Raw genomic sequence first — 23,103 nt, 5'->3', positions numbered from 1 at the left:
TGGCACAAATCGAACCGGAATAGTGGCACAAATTGACCGAAATGGGTGGCACGGTCTAACCGAAATCAGTGGCACAAATCGAACCGAGATATCCAAATACTATAGGTAGTAATGAAAGTTGGCCAATGCAAAGGGGAAATAATAGCAATAGTGGTTATACAGAAAATAACTCGCCAAAAACTAAACCAAGTGAAAAATGGGTTTTTAAACCTGGTCTAGGTCCGGGTTTTGGAGTTCATAGACTTGCTGCAGCAAATGGAATAGTTGTTTCTGGAAGTTTAGACGGAAATGTAATTGCGCTAGATATGAGCTCAGGCAAACAACGATGGTTTTATAAAATTGAAGAAGATACTAACCAAAACTATTCAACTTTTTCATATCCAACTTTTTTAGGTAGTACTGTGTTTATCGGTACATTTGACCACGGTAATGATAGTTTCGATAAATATTTATACGCTATTGATATTGTGTCGGGGCAGAAAAAATGGAAATCTCAAATAATAGGAGGCGTAGAAGGAAGTCCAAAAGTTCATGATGGCAATATTTATTTTGGCAGTACTAAAGGATATTTATATTCAATTAATGCTGCAAATGGTCAGGAGAATTGGAAAGTTACTGTTGGGGATAAGTTTTTTTCAAGTGTTGCTATTAACTTAGACAACATAATTATAAGAAGTAAAAATTATGTATATAGTTTTAATATTTCTACGGGAGTCAAAAATTGGAGCAAGTATATAGGGTATTCGCCATTTTCATGTCCAGTGATAAATAACAATACTGTACTCGTTGTTGGCTTTAAGTCTTTATATGCTTTCGACATTAATTCAGGAGCTGAAAAATGGAGTTTTCAAACGGACAATAATAATTCATTTTCATACATTAATAGCCCAGCTGTGGCATATGGGACTGTCTATTTTGTAGATTTATCTAATACTTTGTATGCTGTTGATATTAATACAGGTGTTAGAAAGTGGAAATTTGCAGTGCAAAACAATAATGTTTCTGGTTCAGAGCCAGTTGTGGCTAATGGATTGGTATATTTTGGAGTAGATTACGAAGGCGTTTTTGCAATTGATGCATATACAGGTACGGAAAAGTGGAAATTTGAGGCTAATAACTGTTTGATTGACGACGAATTCGTAATATCTAATGGGATTTTATATTTTAATGATGGTGAAAATATAAAAGCGTTAAAATAATTTATTAAAAGAATTCAAAGATTTAAAGAAATATATAATAAATGAAGTCAATAATCTTAAGTTTAAATTTTTGAAAATCGGTAGTTCAACAGCTTTCAGAGATGAAGCCGTAAACGATTTCAATACATTTTTTATGGAAACCCCTAATTTCTGATTTGAAAGGAAAACACATGAGAAAATATTAATATGTTGATTCTGGATTTTATGTGGCAGATAGAATAAAATAGTAGAAGAGAATAGAACAAACACAATGACAATTGAAAAAGTGTAGACTGACAACATATTACTCATTTTGGGTTATCTACAATTGAATTGAAAGCACTATTTAGTAAATAGTGCTTTTTTATTAAGGTTATTTACGTTAAACAGTAAAAAGCTTACGTTAAATAATTCAAAAGAATTTAGACTTTTATTCAAACTACTTTTCGGGAAGAAAGTATCTTATATATAAAACTAAATTTTTTTAATTATGATTGAAACACAACAAAAAACTGACCCATTTGCTATTATTTCTTTTGCTGCAGGATTAGGTGGCTTTGTAATTTTACCAATTATTTTTGTGCCTGTAGGTTATATTGCTGCCATCGTTTCCTATTATCGTTTGAAAGATAATAAAGAAATGAAAGGAAGTACGTTAAGAATTATCGGTGGGATATTTACAACTTTAAATATTTTTTGGTTGATGTATCAATATAAAATTGGTTTTTTTAGCAATTAAAAGTGGAAACCAAATTTTCTCATTCGGGTATGTACTCTTGTAAAAAATCCAGTGCTATAAAAAACTCATAGGTGTAAAACCTATTTGAATCTCAATTACTAATAGCAAAGTCATTATATTATCTCTAACTAATTAAACCAGATTAAAATGAAGAAATATGTTTTTATAGTAGTCATTTTTTTATTTTTTTTTTTTGTAGCCAAGACATCTTTAGAAGTTTATCGTGAAAGCGTTGTTACATCGGTTTCAAATTTACAATCTATAGAGCCTGAAGACACTACCGATGATTCTTACAATCAAAATGTACCTGAACTTAAGCATACTTGTATAGAATGTAGTGCTACTAAATTTGAGTCTAGTATGATATATTCAATTGGAGATGTATTGTCTGGTGGAAGAGAGTATTGGTGTTGTAATGGGATGAATGATAATATGCGATGTATCAATAACCGATATGATAAAGTTACTAGATACAAAAAAATGATGAAGAGTGAAGAAGATTATAAGAAAGAGCAATATTAAATTTATTGTAATAAAAATTATGGATAGTAAATTGACCAAGTTAAAAGAATTTGCAGATTTCTAAAGGAAGGAGTTATCGGTAAATCAAAAAACGACTTAACATCAAGACATGAGCAAAGACAATTCGGCTTGATAGTTTTTAAATTTTAAGAGTAAATACAGAAAGTTCAGATTAGCAATCACAAAAAAAACAAGGCGAAATCTAAAAATCTAATTAAGTAATAAAATCAAAAATAAAATAAAATGAAAAAAAAAAATGCAGCAATGTTTCTAATGATTAGTTCAATATTTTGGCTCTTGAATGATTTGTACTGGACTGTTAAACGTTTTACTGGTGATAGATGGGCCTATTAAAACCTATTCGAATTAACAATATCTACCTTAATGATTATTGTACCTGTATCATTTCTTATTTTGTCAATTGCTTTAATGAGCAGTAAGTCAAATACAAATGTGCGGACTATTGAAGAAAAACTATCGTCTTATGACGTGGCAGAAAATTTATCTATTGGTGATTGGTTGGTGAATTTTTTAATTACAATCATTTCGTTGGTGGGTATAATATTTATTATCGTTTGGGCAAATGATGACAAAAACAAAATAAGAAAGAATTGGGCGGTCGCTTACTTAATTTGGACAGGGATAATTTTTGTCATATCAATTTTTTTCTACGCAACAATTTTTGCGACTCTAATGGAACGATTTCAAAACTAGACTTTATTTACATGACGTCATAAAAAAGAATAATTTAGGAAACTCCTTCATAGAAAATCATTTACTTTAAATGGAAGAGTAATTCTTCAATGTGAGTATCATAAGGCAATATTTATTAAAATTGGAGTCCAGAAACCAATTAAAAAACGGGGTGTTACCGTATAACCAAAGTAGTAGGGAATTAATAATATAAATTATGGATATTTTAATAATAAGTGTAGTAATAGTAGGGGGGTTTTTGATATTTGCCGCAATGAAAAAAGGTTCGGTAAAAATGAAAAAGCCAAGTAGAATAAAATCATTTTCAACAACAAGTCCTTTAGACAAATCGATGAAAACTATAATTCAATTTGCGCAGTCAAATGGTTACAAGGTTGATGATTTTAATGAAACTAATGGTATTATCGTTTTAAGCGACTCCGCCTCCTTGACAAGTTATGGATATATCTATCCTGTCTATTTAATAACTCAATCCGATAACTCATTACTTATTGAAATTGGGATAAAAAGTAAATCCACGCAATTGATTGGGCTTGACGCTCCTCACGAAAGATGCTGTAATGGAATTAGAACAGCGATTTATGCATCATCCTAATAAAAAAGGATAGTATTAATCCAAACTAAATAAGACAACAAAAATATTAACACCTAAAATAATTTATAATGAAAAAAATCTTATACAGCCTTTTATTTTGTATTTCATTAATATCCTGTAATGAAGGGGGTTCGAAAGACAAATTAGTTTCAAAAGTAAGAAGTGATATTAACGTAGAACTTCAGAAAAGAGCCTCTAGCAATGGAATTAGCCTTTCAATAAATAGCTTTGACTTGATGCATAAAAATGGTAAAGAATATTCAGGCGTTCTAAAAACAATAGAAGGAGGACAAGAGTATACTTATCAAGTTGATGTTACTGCTGATGAACATTCTTATATGTGGAAAATTGTAGAATAAAAGCAACCTCTTAGAAGGAAGTAGATAAGAAAATTAATTAATATGAGAAGAAGAATACATACAGTTACGAATTTATTGCTAATGGTATTATTTCTATTTATTGTAATAGCTTGTAAGGACAATAAATCAAAATTTACTGATAATCAAGTTGTTGCGAATAACAATATGGGTAATACCTTTGACGAAAATGAAAATAAAGAAGAGCAATTTGACATCATCAAATACCTTAGGGGAAATGCATTTACTTTAAATGGAAATGGAAGAGTAAACTTTAATGTTGTTTCATCTGGAGTTGGAAATATTATGATAAGCGGAAATGGAAATACACTTACAGGAACAATTGTAATACTTAATAATTCTTCTTTTAAAGTTAGAAGTTTAGTTGCTACTGGCGGTAATTATGATGCTTCAAATAATAGTGATTCATTTGGTACACTCTATATTAATTTTAACGGAGATATAAGAGGAACATTGATGGATGGGAGAGGGAATTCTAGTACTGTTTTATTAAAGTTGATGAGATAATAATAAGGTTTTTATAGTAAATGAGAAGTATAGAAATAACTATTTGTTTCTTCTTACTCACAATGAGATATATTATTAAATAACGCTGATAATTGTAAAAATTAAATTCATGAAAAAAAATGCTTTATTTATAATAATAATTTTGTTTTGTCTGAATTCTTATAGTCAGACGAGCTTTGACGGTTTTTATGAAAAAGGACTAGAAAATTATAGTAATCGTAATTATAGAGAAGCAATAGCTAATTACAACAAAGCAATTGAATTAAAGCCAAAATATTTAAATGTGTTTGGAATGGCAGATGCGTTTGCAATGAGAGGAGTATCAAAACATATGCTTCAAGATTATACAGGAGGAATAGCTGATTACACTAACGCAATTCAATTAGAACCTACAGATGCTCGCAATTATAGCTTGAGAGGAATGTCAAAAATAAAATTAAAACAAATTAACAGTGCTTGTTTAAATTTTTACTCAATTTCGTAAATTAGGAAGAACATAAGAGAATAACCTTATAAGAAGTACTGTAATTAAATTATTGATAAAATAATATATCTAAGTTGAGCCATAATGGAACGCTTTTTTAGTGGATTTAAAAATAGCATTATAAATAGGTTTTGGACGTTTACGAGATTAATAAAAATTATGAATAAATATGAAAAAATTAAAAAGTATTTTGGGACTATTTCTATTTATGGCAATAGTCGGGTGTAACGAACAAAAAAAAACGTGTATCTGCACAACTACATACTCTGGTGAAGGCTCTGAATATTATAAGGATGAAACATTGACTATTGAATCATATAACGGATGCTCCAATGAGGACACTACAGTTTCTGATGGGGAATTGACTATCAGATTGCGTTGCACGGAAAAATAATTTTTAATGAAAGCAAACAATGGAAGAAAAATTAAAAAAATTAAATGAATTAGCTGAATTACAAAAATCTGGCACGATAACTCAAGAAGAATTTGATACATTGAAATATGAACTTCTTAATCCTATAGCTAATTTTATTGAAGAACCAAAACTTGAGAAAACAGACAAATTACTCGATTTGGAAGTAATTAAAACTGATGAATTCCAAAATATAAAATCAAAAAATTTTATTTCAAGACCAAAAGAAAAAAGGAATATTTCATACAAAACAGTTGGCTTTTCCCTTTTGGGAGTAGGTGTATTAATCACTTTATTTTTTATTTTTATTTCAAGGAATAAAACGTTGGTTCCTTTTCTTAAAGCTAATGGAAAATATATTTTTGTTGATTCATTGACAATGAAACCACAAAATAATGATGAATATGATAATCTAGACTTCTATTCTGACGGTTTGGCTCGTTTTGAACGGAATAATGCGACAGGATATATTGATAATTCTGGAGCTATTGCTTTTACAATACCGAAGGAATTTTATTCACATAATTTTTCGAATGAGGTTGCGATACTTAGTCGTTTAGGAGGACAAGAATATTACTTAATAAATAAAGAAGGAATTATTGTATCAAAAAATTATAAAGATATTGATGGTTTTTCAAAAGATAATAATCTGTCCGTAGTTAAAAACGAGGTGGATTCTGATGAGAAATTTGGATTCATCGACAACACGGGTAAAGAGATAGTGCCATTAATATATGATTTTGCAAACTCATTCAGTGAAAATCTTGCTGCAGTGGGTGTCGGAAAAACAGTGATTAGAGTTGATGATGGGTTGCGAATTTTTAAAGGAAAATACGGGTTTATTGATAGAACAGGGAAAGTAGTTATTCCTATGATTTATGATGAAGTTGGTTATTTTTCAGAAGGATTAGTACGAGTAAAATTAAATGGAAAATTCGGATATGTTAATAAAGAAGGAAAAATTGTTATTCCTTTGGAATATTTTGATTGTTCAGATTTTTCAGATGGGTTAGCTAGAGTATGGCAAGAAAAGTATGGGAAAACGGGATATATCGACCATTCAGGAAAGCAAGTAATGGGGTTTAATTTTAGTGGTGCGAGAGATTTTTTAGACGGTCTAGCTGTTATTCAATTAGGTGAAAATAAATGGGGGTTCATCGATAAAACCGAATCTATTATATCTAGCACAAAATTTGATGCTGTAGGGTCTTTTTTCAGTGGCGGGCTGGCCACAGTAGGGCTAGGTGATTGTTGTGATAGAATTGGTGAATTAATGGCGGCAAAATATGGGTTTATTGACAAATCGGGTGAGGTGGTAATTCCAATAAAGTATTCATCTGCATACGGTTTTTATCCCAACGGCTTTGCAATTGTTGCAATGGAAGGCAATATCGAAGATGGTCAATCCTTTTACATTGACAAAAAAGGACGCGAGTATAGAGAAAAATAAAGTTAAGGTTGGCACAAGCTTCTAATAGAATGAATATTTGCTATATGTAAAGACAAAAGACTAATAAGTTAATATAAAAGAATTATGAGAAAGAGTATTTTTTTTATTATTCTCATATTGAGTAGTACTGCAATAAAAGCACAAAAAATTCAATCAGGTAGTTATAATACAACTGCTCATATTACAAGTAACGGTCTTATTCAAAATAAGAGCTATCAAACGGTTGGTTACTTTAAAAGTAACGGAGCCATTCAAGATAAAAATTATAGCACCATTGGTTATATTAGAGAGAAAGGTGTTATTCAGAATAAAAACTATCAAACTGTTGGTTGTATCAAAGAAGATGGCACGGTACAAAATAACAAGTATAAAACCTTAGGTTATATCAAAGAAGATGGCACAGTACAAAATAGTAGTTATAGTACTATTGGATATGGTAGAGGTGTACAAAAAGTATGGGTTGCGATTGTCTTTTTCTTTTTTGATTTCGAAAATTAATTAAATAAAAAGTTTATGGAAAGTAAATTAGAAAAGTTAAAAGAATTAGTTGAATTACGAAAATCTCGAACTCTCAACTCAAGAAGAGTTTAGTTATTTGAAAGAGCGTTTACTAAATACTAAAAATGAGTTTAGTATAGAACCATTGCCAAATGTGGTAAAGGCTGCACCTATTGTGCTTGAAACTGTAATTAATCCAGCCAATATCATTGCAGCAGGTAAGGACATGAAAAACATAGTCAATGTAGTCTTATACATGACTATCCTTATCATTATGGTTGCGATTTTTGCATATAAGATATTATTTCTAGTAGAGAACTATGTCTATGTTTACAGTTTTTTTGGGATTGTCAACTTAGTAATTTATATTTACATTCTCTCTAGAATTTATTCAGCTGGTGATAATTTAGTTAAATCAGTGAGATAATAATTAAAAATCATATAATGAATGGCCAACTAAAGTTAGCGATTTGTTATATCTACGATATAAATATACAATGATATTTTAAAGTTTTGAGTGGTATTCGATTAGGTAGCGAATACAAGATGATGCACTTCCACCATACTTGCTTTTTTTTGCCAATTGATTTAGTTTTTCCTTTAGTTTTGGTGATATTCTAATTGTAAGTACTTCGGTATTTTCGGTATTGGGAAGTTTCGCCATGACATTTGTATTTGTATATAAATATGTCGGTTTCAATTGAACTTCACCTAAGTACTAATTATAGATATCTAAATAGGTACCATTTTGTATTACCACGACACCCTTGAGAGTGTATGGACATTGCATAAAGTGTCGTTTTTATATCCATTTGAGTGCTAGCGGAGGGAGGGGTGTTCAACATGCCGTCAGATATTGTAATATTATCAGTGTCTCTACGTATTCTGCCTTATATTAGGGTTGAAATGGATAGCGTATATACAAGTGCTCGGATGTGTGAAAATTATTTTTCTAAAAATTTTGGAGAATATTTTAGTATGCAATATGTCTAGGGACATATAATTTAGACAGTTTATATTTTAAGCTTTATTAAACTCTCCAGCAACTCAGACCTTTTGTAGTATCTACGATTACCAATTCCATAAGCAGTTACTTTTCCTTTTTTAGTCCAGTGCCAAAGTGTACTACTATCAATCTTCAATAATTTATAAGTCTCTTCTCTAGTCAATAACTCATCTGGCTTTTCTTTAGCTTGGTTTTTTCTAAACTCTTCCAATTGTGTTTTAACCACTCGCTCTATTAATTGCTCCAATTCCTTTAGAGATAAATTGTGTAACATGATTGCGTTTTCCATTTTTTAATAAATTTAGTGAATATTAATTTCAGCATAATGAGGAAAACCGTATAGAGATTTGATGCCCAATTATATTATTGCGTACAATGAAGGGTATGTATGAAGTTCGAAAAAAATAGGTTTTCTTGAAGTGTAATAAGATAGTTTATTAAGTAAAAGAGAAATAAGAAAAACTAATTTTTACGTTTCTGGCGGGACTTGTAATTTTTTTGCAAATATTTGGGTGCGTAAAAGCGTTTTTTATTGAATATTTTATAGGTTAAATTTTATTACATTTGAGCTTTAAGCAAAATCTACATAAAGATTTTTAATAACAAAATAACAATTCAAAAGTCAATGGGCGCCACTCAAATAGAAAAGAATCTTGATGAATTAGTAAAATCGATTGATAAAGAAAACTTTATCTACGATTTGTTGGTGGCCTATGGTATCTCTAAGACTACGGTTACTCGATTAAAGAAAGGAGACTTCAACTTATCTAAAGTTGAAGGAGAGGTTTTATACAAAAAGAAAGTACTTTTTAAAGAAGTAGCTTCAGATAAACTACTAACCACTATTGATGATTTAACCAAAAGCGAAGAAAGCTTAAAACACAATCCACGTTTTGTAATTGTAACCGATTATAAAACATTATTGGCCAAAGATATTCGTACTGGAATTACTTTAGATACACCAATAAAAGAATTAAACAAACGATACGATTTCTTTTTACCATGGGCGGGTCAAGAAAAATACCAATCCAAGAACGAAAATCATGCTGACCGCAAAGCCTCGTATGAAATGGCCAAGCTGTATGATATTTTGGTACATGAAAACCCAACTATTTATGATGATGGTGGCCACAACCTCAACATATTTCTTTCTCGTCTGTTGTTTTGTTTCTTTGCTGAGGATACCAATATATTCCCGATTGAAGGAATGTTTACCGATGCACTGGCACAACATACCAAGCCAGATGGAACAGATACCCATACCTTTTTAAACCGTCTGTTTACTGTCTTAAATAGAGAGAATAATAGTAAAGAACCAGATTTCCTACAAGCGTTTCCGTATGTAAACGGGGGGCTGTTTAGAGACGATATTCAATCGCCTGTATTTTCATCTAAGGCCAGAAAGATAATTATTGAATGTGGAAACCTTGATTGGAGTGAAATCAATCCAGATATATTTGGTTCCATGATTCAAGCCGTTGTAAACCCAGAATACCGTAGTGGTTTAGGAATGCACTATACTTCGGTACCTAATATCATGAAGGTAATTGAACCTTTGTTTCTAAACGAAATAAAGGAAGAATTTGAAAAAAGCAAAGGAAATGTAAACAAATTAAGGAAACTGATTTATAGAATTTCAAAAATAAAATGTTTTGACCCTGCCTGTGGTAGCGGTAACTTTTTGATTATTGCATATAAAGAAATTAGACGTTTAGAGATAGAAATACTAAACCATTTAATTGAGATTCAATCGCAACAAAGTATCTTATTTACAGAGATAAAACTTTCTCAGTTTTACGGTATCGAGTTAGATGATTTTGCACACGAAATGGCGATTTTGTCCCTTTGGTTAGCAGAACACCAAATGAACAAAGAGTTTGTAGAGGAGTTGCACGGTTTGGGTAAAGCCAAGCCTATTTTACCATTAAAAGAAGCGGGGAATATTATACAAGGTAATGCGACTCGTTTAGATTGGAAAACAGTCTGTCCGATAGATTTAGCCGATGAGGTTTATATATTGGGTAATCCACCCTATTTAGGCTATAGCAGGCAAGATGCTGAACAAAAGGCAGACATGTCTATTGTATGCTCAAAAATGGTAGACTATAAAAAGCTGGATTATATTGCATGTTGGTTTGTTAAAGGGGCTGATTATATAAGAAATAACAATAGTAAATTTTCATTTGTAACTACAAATTCAATTACACAAGGAGAGCAAGTAGCTCTTTTGTGGCCGTTCATATTTTCTAAAGAAATTGAAATCTCTTTTGCTTACCAATCTTTTAAATGGACAAATAATGCGAAAGGAAATGCGGGTGTAAGTGTTGTGATTATTGGTTTAGCAAATAAGTTCAGTGATGAAAAATATTTATTTAATAATGGTTTGTTAAAAAAGACTAAGAATATTAACGGGTATTTAATTGAAGGCTCCAATGTTTTTATAAATCAAACTAACAAACCAATCTCGAAATTGCCTCAAATGATTAAAGGTAGTTCTCCTGGAGATAATGGTAATTTATTACTAGATGAAGAAGAAAAAAATAAGATTATTACAGAAAACCCTGAATATCATAAATTTATAAAAAAATATATAGGCGCTAGAGAATTCATGAATGGCTTTTTAAGGTATTGCATTTTGATTGAAGATAAGTATTTGGAGGAAATTAAAAACTTCAAACCCTTTGTAGATAGGCTAGAAAAAGTTAGGGAATTTAGGCTTGCCAGTAAAAAAGAATCCACTGTTAAAAAAGCATCATTTCCAAATCAATTTGATGAAATGAAGTACAAAGATTCAGATTGTATTTTAATTCCTCAAACGGGTTCAGAAAGAAGAAAGTATTTACCTGTTGGTTTTTATGATAATACTTATGTTATTTCTAATGCAGCTAGAGTTGTCTATGATGCTGAACCATGGCTATTTGGCATGTTATCATCTAAAATGCACATCGTTTGGGTAAAAGCAGTGGCAGGAAGGTTAAAGATGGATATGCAATATTCTAATACATTATGTTATAATACCTTTCCTTTTCCTGAAATTTCTGACAAACAAAAAGAAACCATCAACTTACATGTTTTTGCCGTTTTAGATGAAAGAGCAAAACATCCAACGAAAACTTTAGCGCAGTTGTATGACCCAGAGAAAATGCCAAAAGGGCTAAAAGAGGCACACCATGAGTTAGATTTGGCCATTGAGCGTTGTTATCGCTTGAAACCATTTGAGAATGATACCGAGCGTTTAGAGTATCTGTTTAAGTTATATGAAGAAATGACGACCAAGAACAATTTGTTTGTAAAAGAAAAGAAAACCAAGAAAGCTAAATAATATGCCAGATATAGTACACGTTAGTTACAATCAAACAGGGAAAAGCAAGCGCACCAATGAATATGGAATGCGAGAAATGCAGGCCAGAGCATTTGAAGCTCGTACGGCTCAATATTTACTAATTAAAGCACCGCCTGCCTCTGGAAAGTCAAGAGCTTTGATGTTTATTGGTTTAGATAAGTTAATCAAACAAGGATTAAGAAAAGTAATTGTGGCCGTTCCAGAGCGTAGTATTGGTAGTTCGTTTAGTAAAACGGAATTAACCAAATACGGTTTTTATGCTGATTGGAACCCAAACCCTAAATATAATCTTTGTACGGCAACTGGAGAAAAAAGCAAAGTAACCGCCTTCATGAACTTTCTAGCAAGTGAGGAAAAGATATTGATTTGTACGCATGCAACCTTGCGTTTTGCCTTTGACGCAATAGATGAAAAAGCTTTAAATGATGTGGTTCTGGCCATTGATGAGTTCCACCACGTTTCGGTTGATGGAGAAAATCGTTTAGGCGCAGTATTACAATCTGTAATGGATAAATCAACCGCACATGTGGTGGCCATGACAGGTTCCTATTTTAGAGGCGATAGTGTTCCAGTACTTTTGCCAGAGGTGGAAGAGAAATTCATAAAAGTAACCTACAATTATTACGAGCAATTGAATGGATACGAATACTTAAAATCATTGGGTATTGGATATCATTTTTACCAAGGAAAGTATACCTCAGCAATCGATGAGGTATTGGATGAAAGTAAAAAAACAATAGTTCACATTCCAAGTGTAAATGCAGGGGAATCGACTAAAGATAAATATGAAGAAGTAAGCCGTATTATTGAAAGCTTAGGAGAATTAGATTATCAAGACCCAGATACAGGAGTTCTGTTTGTCATAAGCAAAAAGACAGGTAGAACCTTGAAAGTTGCTGATTTAGTCAATGATACTCAAAAAGAAAGAGACAAGATTCAAGGCTATTTAAGAGATGTAAAAAGTGCTGATGATATTGATGTTATCATTGCATTAGGAATGGCTAAGGAGGGCTTTGACTGGCCTTATTGCGAGCATGCCTTAACGGTAGGATATAGAGGTTCTTTGACTGAGATTATACAAATTATAGGTCGAGCGACCAGAGACAGTGATAATAAATCTCATGCTCAGTTTACCAACCTTATAGCCCAACCCGATGCAGAAGATGGTGAAGTAAAATTATCGGTTAATAATATGCTAAAAGCTATTACAGCCTCGTTATTAATGGAACAAGTTTTGGCACCCAATTTTAAATTTAAACCTAAATTCCCAGACGAAGACGAAAATGATGATGAATCAGAAGACGATGATGATACTATAAGAATCAATGGTTTTAAGAAGCCATCATCAAAAAGGGTAAAGAATATAATAGAATCAGATATTAATGATTTAAAAGCTACTATCCTGCAAAATGATACGATGATTAAAGCTTTGCCTGGAAATGTTGACCCTGAAGTGATTAATAAAGTTTTAATTCCTAAAATCATTAGAGAAACCTATCCTGATTTAACGGATGAAGAAGTAGAGCAAGTTCGTCAACATGTGGTGGTCGATTCAGTTATAAAAAATAGTACCATTGAGACCCAAGGCGACAAGCGTTTTATTCGAATGGCCGATAGTTTTGTAAATATTGATGATATACATATTGACTTGATAGACAGTATCAATCCGTTTCAAAAAGCATTTGAGATACTATCTAAATCAGTAACAGCATCTGTATTCAGAGCTATTCAAGAAACCATTGAAGCCACCCGAATTCAAGTGGAAGAATCGGAGGCTATCGAGAAATGGCCAACGATAAAAGAATGGATTAAAAGAACAGGAACACAACCCAGAATTGATGCTTTAGACCCTAAAGAAAAGAGAATGGCAGAAATCATTATTTATCTGAAGGAACAAAAGCGTAAAGCCACGGCAAATGGATAAGAAAAAATTAACATTAGACGATATTTTTAACGATGATGAATTAGGAATTTTAGACACCAAAGCTAAAGTTTCTAATATCAAATCTGAGAACGACCGCTTAATTGATTCGTTCCTAGAAGTTAATGCCTTTTTTGAAAAAAATAATAGAGAACCCAAAGCGGATGTTTTTATAGTAAATGAGCGTAGTTTGGGAGTTCGGTTGAAAGGATTTAGAAACTGTAGCTTAACCACAGAGATATTAAAGCCCTATGACACCCATAATTTATTGGATGAAATTAGTGTAGAAATTACTTCAGTTGATGATATTTTGAACGATGATGAATTAGGTATTTTAGATACCGATGAAGCATCTGAGATATTTAATATAAAAAACGTTCCAACTTCAGCAGAAAGAGCAGAAACCGATTTCACGGCCAGAAGGAAAGCAATGAAAGACAAAGATTTTGCGCCTTATGAGGCTAATTTCAAGGCAGTTCATAAAGATTTACGTGAAGGAAAAAGAAAACTTTCAGAGTTTAAAGATGTGGAACAAAACCTAGAAAAAGGGAAGTATTATATTTTAGATGGAATTCTTTTGTTTTTAGAGGAAGACGGTATTGAAGGAAGAAAATTAGGAGATGTAGTTCGAAAAGACGGTCGTACCAAAATTATTTTTGAAAATGGTACAGTAAGCAACATGTATTATCGTAGTTTATCTAAAGGACTATATAATAATGGTAGGATAGTTTCTAATACCGATTCTGAAGCAGAAAATGAACTCTTTAAAAATGCAAATATTTTAAATGAAGAGGATATAGAAACAGGTTGGATTTATGTTTTAAAATCAAAATCAACGAACCAATCTATTTCAGAGATTAAGGATTTACATAAAATAGGTTTTTCAAAACTTGATGTAAAAGCTAGAATAAAAAATGCGGCCAAGGAACCTACATACTTACTGGCTGAGGTAGAGATTGTTTCAACTTATAAATGTTACAGTGTGAATCCTCATAAGTTTGAACAGTTGCTACATCGTTTCTTTGCTGAGGTTTGTTTGAATGTGGACATACATGATAACCAAGGAAGGCGAATCACTCCTAGAGAATGGTTTGTTGTACCATTCGCAATCATTGATAAAGTAATTGATTTGATTTTGGATGAAACAATTGTGAAGTATAGATACGACCACGAAAATAAGGCAATTCTAGAAATACCATAAAGCCAAGACATGATTTTAGGCTATAAAATTATTTCAAAAAAGATATTTGCCAATTAATTATACAATTCTGAAAAATTACAAAACAAACGTTAGGATACAATAATGAAACAAACGACCAAAAAAATAATTGCACGAGAATTTCTATTTCTTCTGGGAACAACAGTGCTCTATTTATTACTTATATTGCCTTGGATATTTATTACTGAATCTAATCAAGAAAAAACATATAAAATTCAGCGTGAATTAGAATCAATGACTGAGATTGAAAAATTACCGTTTCGTCTTAAAGTTATCGTTAAAATCGCGGATGATTCTTCAGTTAGTACTTTACTTAATTATGCAGAGCTTGTCCCACTTTTAAAGTCTGAAGAAGTTACTGCGGAAAGTGTATATTTGGAGTTACTTAAAGACAAAAAAATAACTCTCACTAATCCTGAATTTAAAAGAGAAATAGAAAAAGATGTTGATTCTGAGAAATATCTCGAAAAGATAATAATTTTAGAAAAAGATGTTGAAGCTAGAAACAAACTATTTTTTAACCAAAGTGTAGACGATGAAGAGGCTATCGCTCTTGGAATTTTTATTTTTTCTGTACTTTTTCCGCTACGTTATTTAATTTATATAACCAAGTGGAGTATTAAACAGATAAAAGAATAGGGACTTAATTTCTCACAGTGTACCGTCGAATCCATTAGAGAAATACATATTTATTTGGAGAAAGAGATGAGGTACAAAGCCGTGAATTTTGGTGTGAATTTTTAAATTTACAAAACTGGTTAAAGTTTTCTTATTCCTTCTAAAAATCCTTGTACTACTTTCTTTGTGTTTTCAAAACCCTGTGATTTTTCATTATATGGTTCATTAAGATATAATCTTCTATTGATTTCAAGCATTATGGCTTGGACATTTTTGTTTTTTTGATAGTGTTCCATTGGTACTAGTGCTCCACTATAGGGTGTATCAATACCCAGTGAGTAACCTAAACCTTCAAAATATTTTTGGGAGAAATCTATTAACTTTTGAGGAGTATGAAAGTTATCTGTTCCTATATTATAGTCAGGAGTATCAATATCTTGTGACAGAGCTCTTTTCAAAGGAATTGAGGGGAATGAATGACAATCCACGACTATAGAGGTTTCAGACTGCTTTAATTCTTCTATTACCGCCTTATTTAGCTTATTATGGTGCGGGTAGTAAAAGTTTTCTAATGCATAGTCTCTAATTTGAGGAGTAACTTCTCTCATCACGTCACCATTGTCTAGTGTTTCATATAAAACACCCATTCCAAATTTTGCCATTTCTTCTTGACTATCATCTGTGAAGCGTTCAGGGTCACAAAAAATACGAGAGAAAGGTGCAATGATACTTATATCAGTTGTATTGCTAAATATTTCATCGGTATACCAATCTGTTAGTCTCACAATTTCGGTATTGATAATCTCGGTACTTACGACATAGCCTTGCAATGAAGGAATTGCGGTGGAGGAATGAGGAATATGTAGTATTAGTTTTTTCATTGGTTTATTTTATAAGTCAAAATTATGGTTTAATTCTTAACTTAATTTGAGGTGTAGGGTTCACAAATTTAGTTTGTTTTCTTTCAAATTCTAGGGTCTATTGCTTCATCAATTTCTAACATTATAGTCTCGTCAGAAAAGACAATAACCGTTCTGTTCTGCTTCATTCGATTAAGTAAATAAGAGCCTAATTCAAGAATCTCTTTTTTAAACACTTCCAGTTCCAAGGGGAATTTTGGATAGTTAATAAACTCTAGTTTCAAGTGCTTCTCTATCTGACCGCTCAACACAATATCGCATTCACTAATTGATGCACTTAAATAAATACCAACCTCATCAATTCTTAATTTTTGATAGGCTTGGAGTTCATTTAGTAAATACTCTTTATTGTACAGCTCTTCACTGTAACCAACTTCTAAACCCAAAGTTATTGTAGCGTTAAAAGTCTTTGTTTTAGTTATATTCATTCCTTGTTATTTTTAAATAAGATAATTGCTATTCTGATGAAAATATAATTATTTATATCATAATTTTTGTTTGTTTTTTTGCTTCGAGAATTAGAAGTCGATATTGTCCAGTTTCTGACAAATGGTCTTTCTTTTTATTTCCTTCCCTCTAAAATCCTAAGACTTTTTTCTAACAGTACTTTAGCTTCTTCAATCTCTAATTGAGTAACTGCCGTCCCTTTTGTTGGAACAAATAATTCCCTTACATCGACATCAAGAACAATTGCTATACTCAACAAGAGTTGAATGGTAGGTAGGTTCTTTTCACTTGAAATATTACTGATAGTAGTAGTCGACACATTAACCTTGTTAGCTAGTTCTTCTCTACCGATGCCCTTAATTGACATCAATTCTTTTAATCGTAGTACAGCCATTTTTATAAAGTTTTCACAAACATACAAAAATATAAATAAAGCCATGCTTTATTTCAAGTAAAATATATTAAGTATTATTTGCTTTATAGTAAAATATTGCTTTATTTTACAATGTATTAATGAAGTAACACTTGATTTATGACTGCAACAGATTTTAAAATAGGAATTAAAGAGATTAAAGACAACTTGAAAGGATTGACTCTTCAATTAGTTGTAAAAAATGATTATAGACCATATTTCAATTTAAGAGAATTTGGTAATGCAATTTTAAATGAAGAGCAAAAAGGTAATGATATTAGAATCAATCAAGTTTGGACAACTGCTGGTATTGTTGGTGTAAAATCAATTAAAGCCCTTGGTGAACTAATCCAAACAGGAACGGTAATAGCAATTCAATTTGAAAGCTTTTTTAGTCATACTACCGAAAGTTCATTCATAAGAAGCTTTGGAGCTTTAGACTAACGCAAAAACAGATACATATGGAAACGACTACGAGAACAATGGAAATAGCGCAAACGATATTAGAACAAATTAACTATGGTGATAGAAGTGCTTTGATGGCATGGGGAGCAACAAGTTTTTCCGCAATCAGTCAAACAGATGAGTATCAAGGGGGACTAGTTTTTCAAGTAAACGGATTAACACATCAAGGATGGGTTAAGGTTTGTCTAAGATGGGCAGATGATTACACAATTATCTTCATTGACAAAAACCGCAAAGTTGTAAAAACATTTGAAAGAGCTTATTTCGATATGCTAGTTCCTGTGATAGATTGGATTGAAGGTAAGTAATCTTCAATCCACTTTAGATTTAGACTATAACCATAAAATGAAACACATTAAAAATCACAACCTCAACAAAACCAACACTAATGTTTTAAAATAATTCAGACTCTAATTTTAAAACAAAATAACCTAAAATTCACCACTATGTTTTACTTCTATTCAAGAATCTCAACCGCTCAACAAAATTCAAGCCGCCAACTAGAAAATTTCAAATCTCATGTTGGGTACGATGTTAAAAAAGTATTCATTGAAAAAATTCAGGGTAACGTTCCTTTTTTCGAACGTCCCGAAGCAAATAAGATGTTTGATGAAATAACAGACGATTCACAACGCTGTACTGTTGTTGTTGATTCAATTGACCGTTTAGGTAGAAACTTGCTAGATATTTTACATACTATTGAAACATTTACTAAAAATGGTATCAATTTAAAATCGCTTAAAGAAGGTTTTACAACCTTACTTGATAACGGTGATGAAAACCCAATGGCAAAACTTGTGATTAGTGTAATGGCTAGTATTGGAGAAATGGAGCGTAACCGAATTAAAACTAGAACCGCTGAGGGAATTGCTATAGGTAAGGCCATGGGCAAATTTACAGGTAGAAAATTAGGAACCATCCAATCGGATGAAAAATTATTACAACGCCATCAAACAATTCAAAAGAAGTTACAGAAGGGATTAACCGTTCGTGAAATCAATGAAATAACGGGAGCGTCTAGTGCTACTATAATTAAGGTAAAAAAAGTAATGTCTAACAGAAAAATGATTTAATGCTATGTCGAATATTATACATTAGAATCACTTAGAGGGTTTTTAGAATATGATTCTTTTATGTTGATGATATTATCTGTAATTATCTTAAAATCACTTATTATAGCATTGTATTCATTATTATTTTTATATTGATACTTAGTATTATTACCAATACGCTCGTAGTAATCATCAATTTCTTCAGATGGTTCAAACGGTGCTAGATATTCATCTTGGTATTGATATTTGTATGGTTTTTTTCTCAATCCTTTTCTACTTACAACAACTTTAAGGGTACCAGCAATTGGTGAACCATTTATTTGTAGTGTTATGTCTAGTCTGATGAATTGGTAGTTAAGTCCTGTAATGGTTACATCTTTAATTATTTGTTTATAGATTGATTTCAGTTTGTTTCTATCGCTTTTAGCTTGTTTTAACACGCTATCATCAAGATTTACTTTAGTTAGGTTCTTTAGTGATTTTTTATTTGATATAAGTTGTTTTGTTTGTATTTCAAGTTGTGTAGTTAGGTTGGTACTGATTGAAGACAGTTCTGTACTCTTAGAATTAAAACGTTCTTTAGTTATTGTATCATCAAGCATTGAATCAAGTAACCTATCGATTTTAAGTTCATTTGTTTTTAATTCCTTTTCTAAAAAGGGTATAGACGATTCAAGTAGGTTTATTTTATTCTCTAAATCTTTTTTGATTGAATCGGTATCACTTAGGTATTTTAGTACTGTTTGTGAATTACAAAGAATATTATAGATACTACTATCAACCAAATCAATATTAACGCCGAGATTTCCACACGATTTAAGACCAAAAATAACCCGTGATGAACAAATATAATTTTGATTGGTGTCACCAACTCTATGTGTGTAATTACGACCACATACACCACAAGTAGTTAGGTACTGAAGTAGAATAACGTTTTTTGTATGTATGTTTCTACCATTACCTTTTTTGTTAAGTCTTATCTCAGTGCACTTATCATATCGTTCTTTTGTAATAATAGCAACATCAGGTGAATCAAATGATTCAGAATTATCTTCAAGTATACCGTCTTTATTTTTCTTTTTTCTTTTGTTAAAAACACGTACACCGTAATAGATAGTGTTGGTTAGTATCACATAGATTTGGTTAGCAGTCCATTTTACAGCATCAGCATTTTTACCTTTATATTCTTTTCCTTCAAATGCTTTATTAGTTCTAGTTGGTGTATTGTTTTTGTTTAATTGTTGTGCTATATGATTCATACCTAAACCTTGTTGATATTGTTCGAAAATGGAATCAATTATTTTAGCTTCCTCTTTATCTATAACAAGTTTTTTATGCTCATCTTTGGAATAACCGTAGGGTTGAAGTAGCCCACCAGTTGTACCTCCTTTGAGTACTTTTTCTTTAAGTCCAGATGCGGTACGTGATTTGAATACATCAACTTCAATTTGTGCAAAGTCCATAAGTAAACCCAATACCGCAAATTTTGTTTTATCTATTGAACCATCAGCGTTAAGGAAATTAGAACCGCCATTTGTTGATGTTATACATACATCTATATTTTGTTCAAGTAGGTTAGTCACAATGGTACGTGCTTCAATTGGATTTCTACCAACCCTAGACAATTCGGTTACGTATAAACATTTATAGTACTCTGGTTCTGCAGCAACCTTGGTTAAAAACCTTGTTAGTTGTGGCCTATCTTTTGAGTTTTTGAATCCCGATATGTTTTCAGCGTATACGTCTATATTAGTTTTTTTATTATCATATATGGTAGCTATATATTTTTCAATATCTTCAATTTGTCTAGAATAACTTTGATTGGTCGTCGATACTCTCACATAAATAGCTAGATTTGTCATATAAAATAAATTAATTTTGGATAAAGATAAAAATAATAATCAAAGTATAGTACACTTATGCTTGCTTCGTGGTATTAATGTTTCCGGTCACAACATGATAAAAATGAACGCACTAAAAACAACATTGGAAAACATTGGTTTTACAAAAGTGGAAACTTATATTCAATCAGGGAATGTTTTTGTAACCACCGAAGAAGAAAATGCAGCTAAAGTTGGTTTTATCATTAAGCAGGAAATTTTTAAGGTCTTTGGTGGTGATGTGCCAGTAATCATTCTTAATGTGGCAGATCTTAAAGCTTGTTTCTCCAATAATCCTTTTATGAAAGAGAAAGAAGTAGATACGAAGAAATTATATGTTGCTTTTGTTTCTAAAGAGCTTCGTTCTGAAAATATTAATGATTTGAAAATTAGCCAATTTAAACCTGATGAAGCCCATCTAGACGGCAATCGGATTTTTATTAAATATGCTGTCGGGGCTGGGAAAACAAGATTAGATCAGAAATATATTGAGAAAAAACTAAACCTAACGGCAACAATTAGAAACTGGAACACAGTGACACAATTGTTGAAGATGTATGAAGAATTGGCTTAGATTAAGAGATGCCTTTTGAATATAGACTGACTGCTGATTCGCAATATACGATCCTTGTATGTTGCGAATCAGCATTTTTTTTTAATTGAATTTTATAATAGTTTTTTTGTATCTACTCATGAATTAGTAAATCGCATGGTTTAGACGCAAAAACGATTTATATTTACTACTCCGTAATTAATTATTAGAAACCTTAATTTAGAAGAGATGAATTTCAAACTTTCCGTTATCATCAGTATTTTTTTTGTTTGTTTTTCCAACGGGCAAACAGGTACTCCTAGTGATTACTTAACTTCCCAGTTCCACAAAGAACGAAGAGCTGCCTTACGAAGTAAGATGCCTAATAATAGTGTAGCTGTGTTTTTTGGAAATGCGGTTCGCAACAGAGCCAATGATGTAGATTATGTGTATCACCAAGATCCTGATTTTTATTATTTAACAGGATACAAAGAACCTAATTCGGTTTTAGTTATTTTCTCGAATGAGCAAACTAATAAATCAGGGAAAACCTATAATGAAGTTCTTTATGTTCAAGAAAAAAATATTAGAGCAGAGCAATGGACTGGAATTCGTTTAGGTACGGAAGGCGCCAAGAATAATTTAGGTTTTGACATCGCATATAACGGCAAAGAGTTTTTGAATTCAGGGATTAATTATGCCGACTTCAGCTCGGTTCTTTTTAAAGAATTTAAAGATGATTACCGGGATTCGAAACGTGATGAAGCTGATTTATATAAATTGACAGAAGCATTTAAGAGTCAAGTGGGATACAACGCAAAAGTAGTACCTGAAATAGATCCTAATGTACAGAATGAGTTTCGAAATAAAAAAAACATAACGCAAAAGAAAGTAACTATCAATACCCAGTCGATTCAAACGTATATGGCAAGTTTACGTGAGATTAAATCCAAAGAAGAATTAGTATTACTGACTAAGGCAGTTCGGATTTCAGCCATGGGACAACGTGAAATAATGAAAGCGATGCATCCCGGAATGTCCGAGACGGAGATACAAGGAATTCATGAATTTGTTTATAAAAAATATGGTTGTGAGTTTGAAGGCTACCCTTCAATTGTAGGAGCCGGAAATAATGGTTGTGTTTTGCATTACATCGAGAATAGTAAAATGAAGGTCGAAAATGATTTGGTTTTAATGGATTTAGGCGCAGAGTACCACGGTTACACTGCCGATGTAACCCGAACAATCCCTGCCAATGGGAAATTCTCGACAGAGCAGAAACTAATTTATGATTTAGTTTATCAAGCGCAAGAAGCTGGAATTGCCACCGTAAAACAGGGAAACAGCTTTAATTCACCTGATATTGCAGCACGGAAAGTGATCACCGTAGGTTTAATGAAACTGGGGATTATATCGACAGAAGAGGAGTCAAGAGTTTATTTTCCGCACGGAACCTCACATCATATAGGTTTAGATGTTCATGATCCTGGACTATACGACACATTTGATATTGATATGGTTCTTACTGTAGAACCAGGGATTTATATTCCTAAGGGTAGTAATTGTGATAAAAAATGGTGGGGAATTGCCGTGCGAATCGAAGACGATATATTGGTTACAGCAAATGAGCCAGTAAACTTATCTGGGGAAGCCCCGAGAAAGTCGGAGGAAATCGAAGCGCTTATGAAAGAAAAGAGTGTGCTCGACGGCTTTACTTTGCCTAGTTTAGACTAATATATTTAGATCCGTAAATAGTGATTTTAGGATTCACTTGTATAAAAAAAACTCCGATATCATTTGATTTCGGAGTTT

General features: G+C 31.8%; 26 protein-coding genes. 20 read left to right on the top strand and 6 right to left on the bottom strand.

Annotation, left to right across the window (positions count from 1 at the left end; translation table 11 throughout):
• The first annotated feature begins 68 nt into the window (after window positions 1-68).
• The 11 genes from BLV35_RS09385 (at window position 69) to BLV35_RS09330 (ending at window position 7,903) form a co-directional block, all read left to right on the top strand.
• A complete protein-coding gene (locus BLV35_RS09385; RefSeq protein WP_091088508.1) occupies window positions 69-1,199 on the top strand; it encodes an outer membrane protein assembly factor BamB family protein in 1,131 nt (376 codons plus the stop codon).
• Window positions 1,200-1,668: 469 nt separating this feature from the next.
• The gene (locus tag BLV35_RS09380; RefSeq protein WP_091088504.1) at window positions 1,669-1,917 is read left to right on the top strand and encodes a hypothetical protein; all 249 of its coding nucleotides are present in this window, start codon (window positions 1,669-1,671) and stop codon (window positions 1,915-1,917) included.
• Between the two features lie 147 nt (window positions 1,918-2,064).
• On the top strand, window positions 2,065-2,439 hold the full coding sequence (locus BLV35_RS09375) for a hypothetical protein (RefSeq protein WP_091088501.1): 375 nt from the start codon (window positions 2,065-2,067) through the stop codon (window positions 2,437-2,439).
• A gap of 384 nt (window positions 2,440-2,823) precedes the next feature.
• Window positions 2,824-3,153 carry a hypothetical protein gene (locus tag BLV35_RS09370; RefSeq protein ID WP_091088498.1) on the top strand — a complete coding sequence of 110 codons (330 nt, stop codon included), beginning with the start codon at window positions 2,824-2,826 and terminating at the stop codon, window positions 3,151-3,153.
• A gap of 196 nt (window positions 3,154-3,349) precedes the next feature.
• Window positions 3,350-3,748 carry a hypothetical protein gene (locus BLV35_RS09365; protein ID WP_143031850.1) on the top strand — a complete coding sequence of 133 codons (399 nt, stop codon included), beginning with the start codon at window positions 3,350-3,352 and terminating at the stop codon, window positions 3,746-3,748.
• 68 nt (window positions 3,749-3,816) lie between these two features.
• Window positions 3,817-4,107, top strand: coding sequence for a hypothetical protein (locus BLV35_RS09360; protein WP_091088490.1), 291 nt, complete (start codon window positions 3,817-3,819; stop codon window positions 4,105-4,107).
• Between the two features lie 42 nt (window positions 4,108-4,149).
• A complete protein-coding gene (locus BLV35_RS09355) occupies window positions 4,150-4,632 on the top strand; it encodes a hypothetical protein (RefSeq protein WP_143031849.1) in 483 nt (160 codons plus the stop codon).
• Window positions 4,633-4,741: 109 nt separating this feature from the next.
• Complete coding sequence (locus BLV35_RS09350; RefSeq protein WP_091088483.1) at window positions 4,742-5,116, top strand: tetratricopeptide repeat protein; 375 nt, start codon at window positions 4,742-4,744, stop codon at window positions 5,114-5,116.
• Between the two features lie 413 nt (window positions 5,117-5,529).
• Window positions 5,530-6,978 (top strand): WG repeat-containing protein, encoded by a 1,449-nt coding sequence (locus tag BLV35_RS09340; RefSeq protein ID WP_091088476.1) that lies wholly within the window; start codon window positions 5,530-5,532, stop codon window positions 6,976-6,978.
• 84 nt (window positions 6,979-7,062) lie between these two features.
• The gene (locus BLV35_RS09335; protein ID WP_091088471.1) at window positions 7,063-7,476 is read left to right on the top strand and encodes a 5-fold beta-flower protein; all 414 of its coding nucleotides are present in this window, start codon (window positions 7,063-7,065) and stop codon (window positions 7,474-7,476) included.
• A 49-nt stretch (window positions 7,477-7,525) separates the two neighbouring features.
• Window positions 7,526-7,903 (top strand): hypothetical protein, encoded by a 378-nt coding sequence (locus BLV35_RS09330; RefSeq protein WP_091088466.1) that lies wholly within the window; start codon window positions 7,526-7,528, stop codon window positions 7,901-7,903.
• A 78-nt stretch (window positions 7,904-7,981) separates the two neighbouring features.
• Here the strand turns inward: BLV35_RS09330 and BLV35_RS19275 are convergent, their stop codons facing one another.
• The gene (locus BLV35_RS19275; protein WP_176980598.1) at window positions 7,982-8,140 is read right to left on the bottom strand and encodes a hypothetical protein; all 159 of its coding nucleotides are present in this window, start codon (window positions 8,138-8,140) and stop codon (window positions 7,982-7,984) included.
• Window positions 8,141-8,489: 349 nt separating this feature from the next.
• Window positions 8,490-8,771 (bottom strand): helix-turn-helix domain-containing protein, encoded by a 282-nt coding sequence (locus BLV35_RS09325; RefSeq protein WP_091088463.1) that lies wholly within the window; start codon window positions 8,769-8,771, stop codon window positions 8,490-8,492.
• Window positions 8,772-9,107: 336 nt separating this feature from the next.
• Here BLV35_RS09325 and BLV35_RS09320 point away from each other — a divergent pair, with 336 nt between their 5' ends.
• The 4 genes from BLV35_RS09320 (at window position 9,108) to BLV35_RS09305 (ending at window position 15,604) form a co-directional block, all read left to right on the top strand.
• Window positions 9,108-11,804, top strand: a complete 2,697-nt coding sequence (locus tag BLV35_RS09320) for a DNA methyltransferase (protein ID WP_091088457.1) — start codon at window positions 9,108-9,110, stop codon at window positions 11,802-11,804.
• 1 nt (window position 11,805) lies between these two features.
• Window positions 11,806-13,749: a DEAD/DEAH box helicase gene (locus BLV35_RS09315; RefSeq protein ID WP_091088453.1), complete on the top strand. Its 1,944-nt coding sequence runs from the start codon at window positions 11,806-11,808 to the stop codon at window positions 13,747-13,749.
• Window positions 13,742-14,947: a GIY-YIG nuclease family protein gene (locus BLV35_RS09310; RefSeq protein WP_091088450.1), complete on the top strand. Its 1,206-nt coding sequence runs from the start codon at window positions 13,742-13,744 to the stop codon at window positions 14,945-14,947. The genes BLV35_RS09315 and BLV35_RS09310 overlap by 8 nt, the downstream gene beginning before the upstream one ends.
• 102 nt (window positions 14,948-15,049) lie before the next feature.
• A complete protein-coding gene (locus tag BLV35_RS09305) occupies window positions 15,050-15,604 on the top strand; it encodes a hypothetical protein (RefSeq protein ID WP_091088446.1) in 555 nt (184 codons plus the stop codon).
• 119 nt (window positions 15,605-15,723) lie between these two features.
• On the opposite strand, the gene BLV35_RS09300 is transcribed toward BLV35_RS09305, so the two are convergent.
• The 3 genes from BLV35_RS09300 to BLV35_RS09290 form a co-directional block, all read right to left on the bottom strand.
• Complete coding sequence (locus tag BLV35_RS09300; protein ID WP_091088443.1) at window positions 15,724-16,464, bottom strand: N-formylglutamate amidohydrolase; 741 nt, start codon at window positions 16,462-16,464, stop codon at window positions 15,724-15,726.
• Window positions 16,465-16,547: 83 nt separating this feature from the next.
• Window positions 16,548-16,931 carry a hypothetical protein gene (locus tag BLV35_RS09295; protein WP_091088441.1) on the bottom strand — a complete coding sequence of 128 codons (384 nt, stop codon included), beginning with the start codon at window positions 16,929-16,931 and terminating at the stop codon, window positions 16,548-16,550.
• A gap of 134 nt (window positions 16,932-17,065) precedes the next feature.
• Window positions 17,066-17,344: a helix-turn-helix transcriptional regulator gene (locus BLV35_RS09290; protein WP_176980597.1), complete on the bottom strand. Its 279-nt coding sequence runs from the start codon at window positions 17,342-17,344 to the stop codon at window positions 17,066-17,068.
• A 138-nt stretch (window positions 17,345-17,482) separates the two neighbouring features.
• Between BLV35_RS09290 and BLV35_RS09285 the strand changes: the two genes are divergently transcribed.
• The 3 genes from BLV35_RS09285 to BLV35_RS09275 all read left to right on the top strand — a co-directional run bounded on the left by BLV35_RS09285 (window position 17,483) and on the right by BLV35_RS09275 (window position 18,900).
• On the top strand, window positions 17,483-17,806 hold the full coding sequence (locus tag BLV35_RS09285) for a hypothetical protein (RefSeq protein ID WP_091088434.1): 324 nt from the start codon (window positions 17,483-17,485) through the stop codon (window positions 17,804-17,806).
• A 17-nt stretch (window positions 17,807-17,823) separates the two neighbouring features.
• Window positions 17,824-18,135: a hypothetical protein gene (locus BLV35_RS09280; RefSeq protein ID WP_091088431.1), complete on the top strand. Its 312-nt coding sequence runs from the start codon at window positions 17,824-17,826 to the stop codon at window positions 18,133-18,135.
• Window positions 18,136-18,273: 138 nt separating this feature from the next.
• Entirely contained in the window at window positions 18,274-18,900 is a 627-nt protein-coding gene (locus BLV35_RS09275; protein ID WP_091088427.1) for a recombinase family protein, read from the top strand.
• 14 nt (window positions 18,901-18,914) lie between these two features.
• On the opposite strand, the gene BLV35_RS09270 is transcribed toward BLV35_RS09275, so the two are convergent.
• Complete coding sequence (locus tag BLV35_RS09270) at window positions 18,915-20,741, bottom strand: recombinase family protein (protein ID WP_091088424.1); 1,827 nt, start codon at window positions 20,739-20,741, stop codon at window positions 18,915-18,917.
• Between the two features lie 16 nt (window positions 20,742-20,757).
• On the opposite strand from BLV35_RS09270, the gene BLV35_RS09265 reads away from it, so the two are divergent.
• The gene (locus BLV35_RS09265; RefSeq protein ID WP_262488522.1) at window positions 20,758-21,333 is read left to right on the top strand and encodes a DUF1697 domain-containing protein; all 576 of its coding nucleotides are present in this window, start codon (window positions 20,758-20,760) and stop codon (window positions 21,331-21,333) included.
• Window positions 21,334-21,540: 207 nt separating this feature from the next.
• Window positions 21,541-23,025 carry an aminopeptidase P N-terminal domain-containing protein gene (locus tag BLV35_RS09260; RefSeq protein ID WP_091088419.1) on the top strand — a complete coding sequence of 495 codons (1,485 nt, stop codon included), beginning with the start codon at window positions 21,541-21,543 and terminating at the stop codon, window positions 23,023-23,025.
• The last annotated feature ends 78 nt before the right edge of the window (window positions 23,026-23,103 follow it).

Origin of the sequence: Flavobacterium gillisiae (assembly GCF_900107635.1) — a bacterium.
In the GTDB taxonomy this organism is placed as follows: Bacteria; Bacteroidota; Bacteroidia; order Flavobacteriales; family Flavobacteriaceae; genus Flavobacterium; species Flavobacterium gillisiae.
Note: the sequence above shows the minus strand (reverse complement) of the source record. Positions and strands in the feature narration are given on the sequence as shown.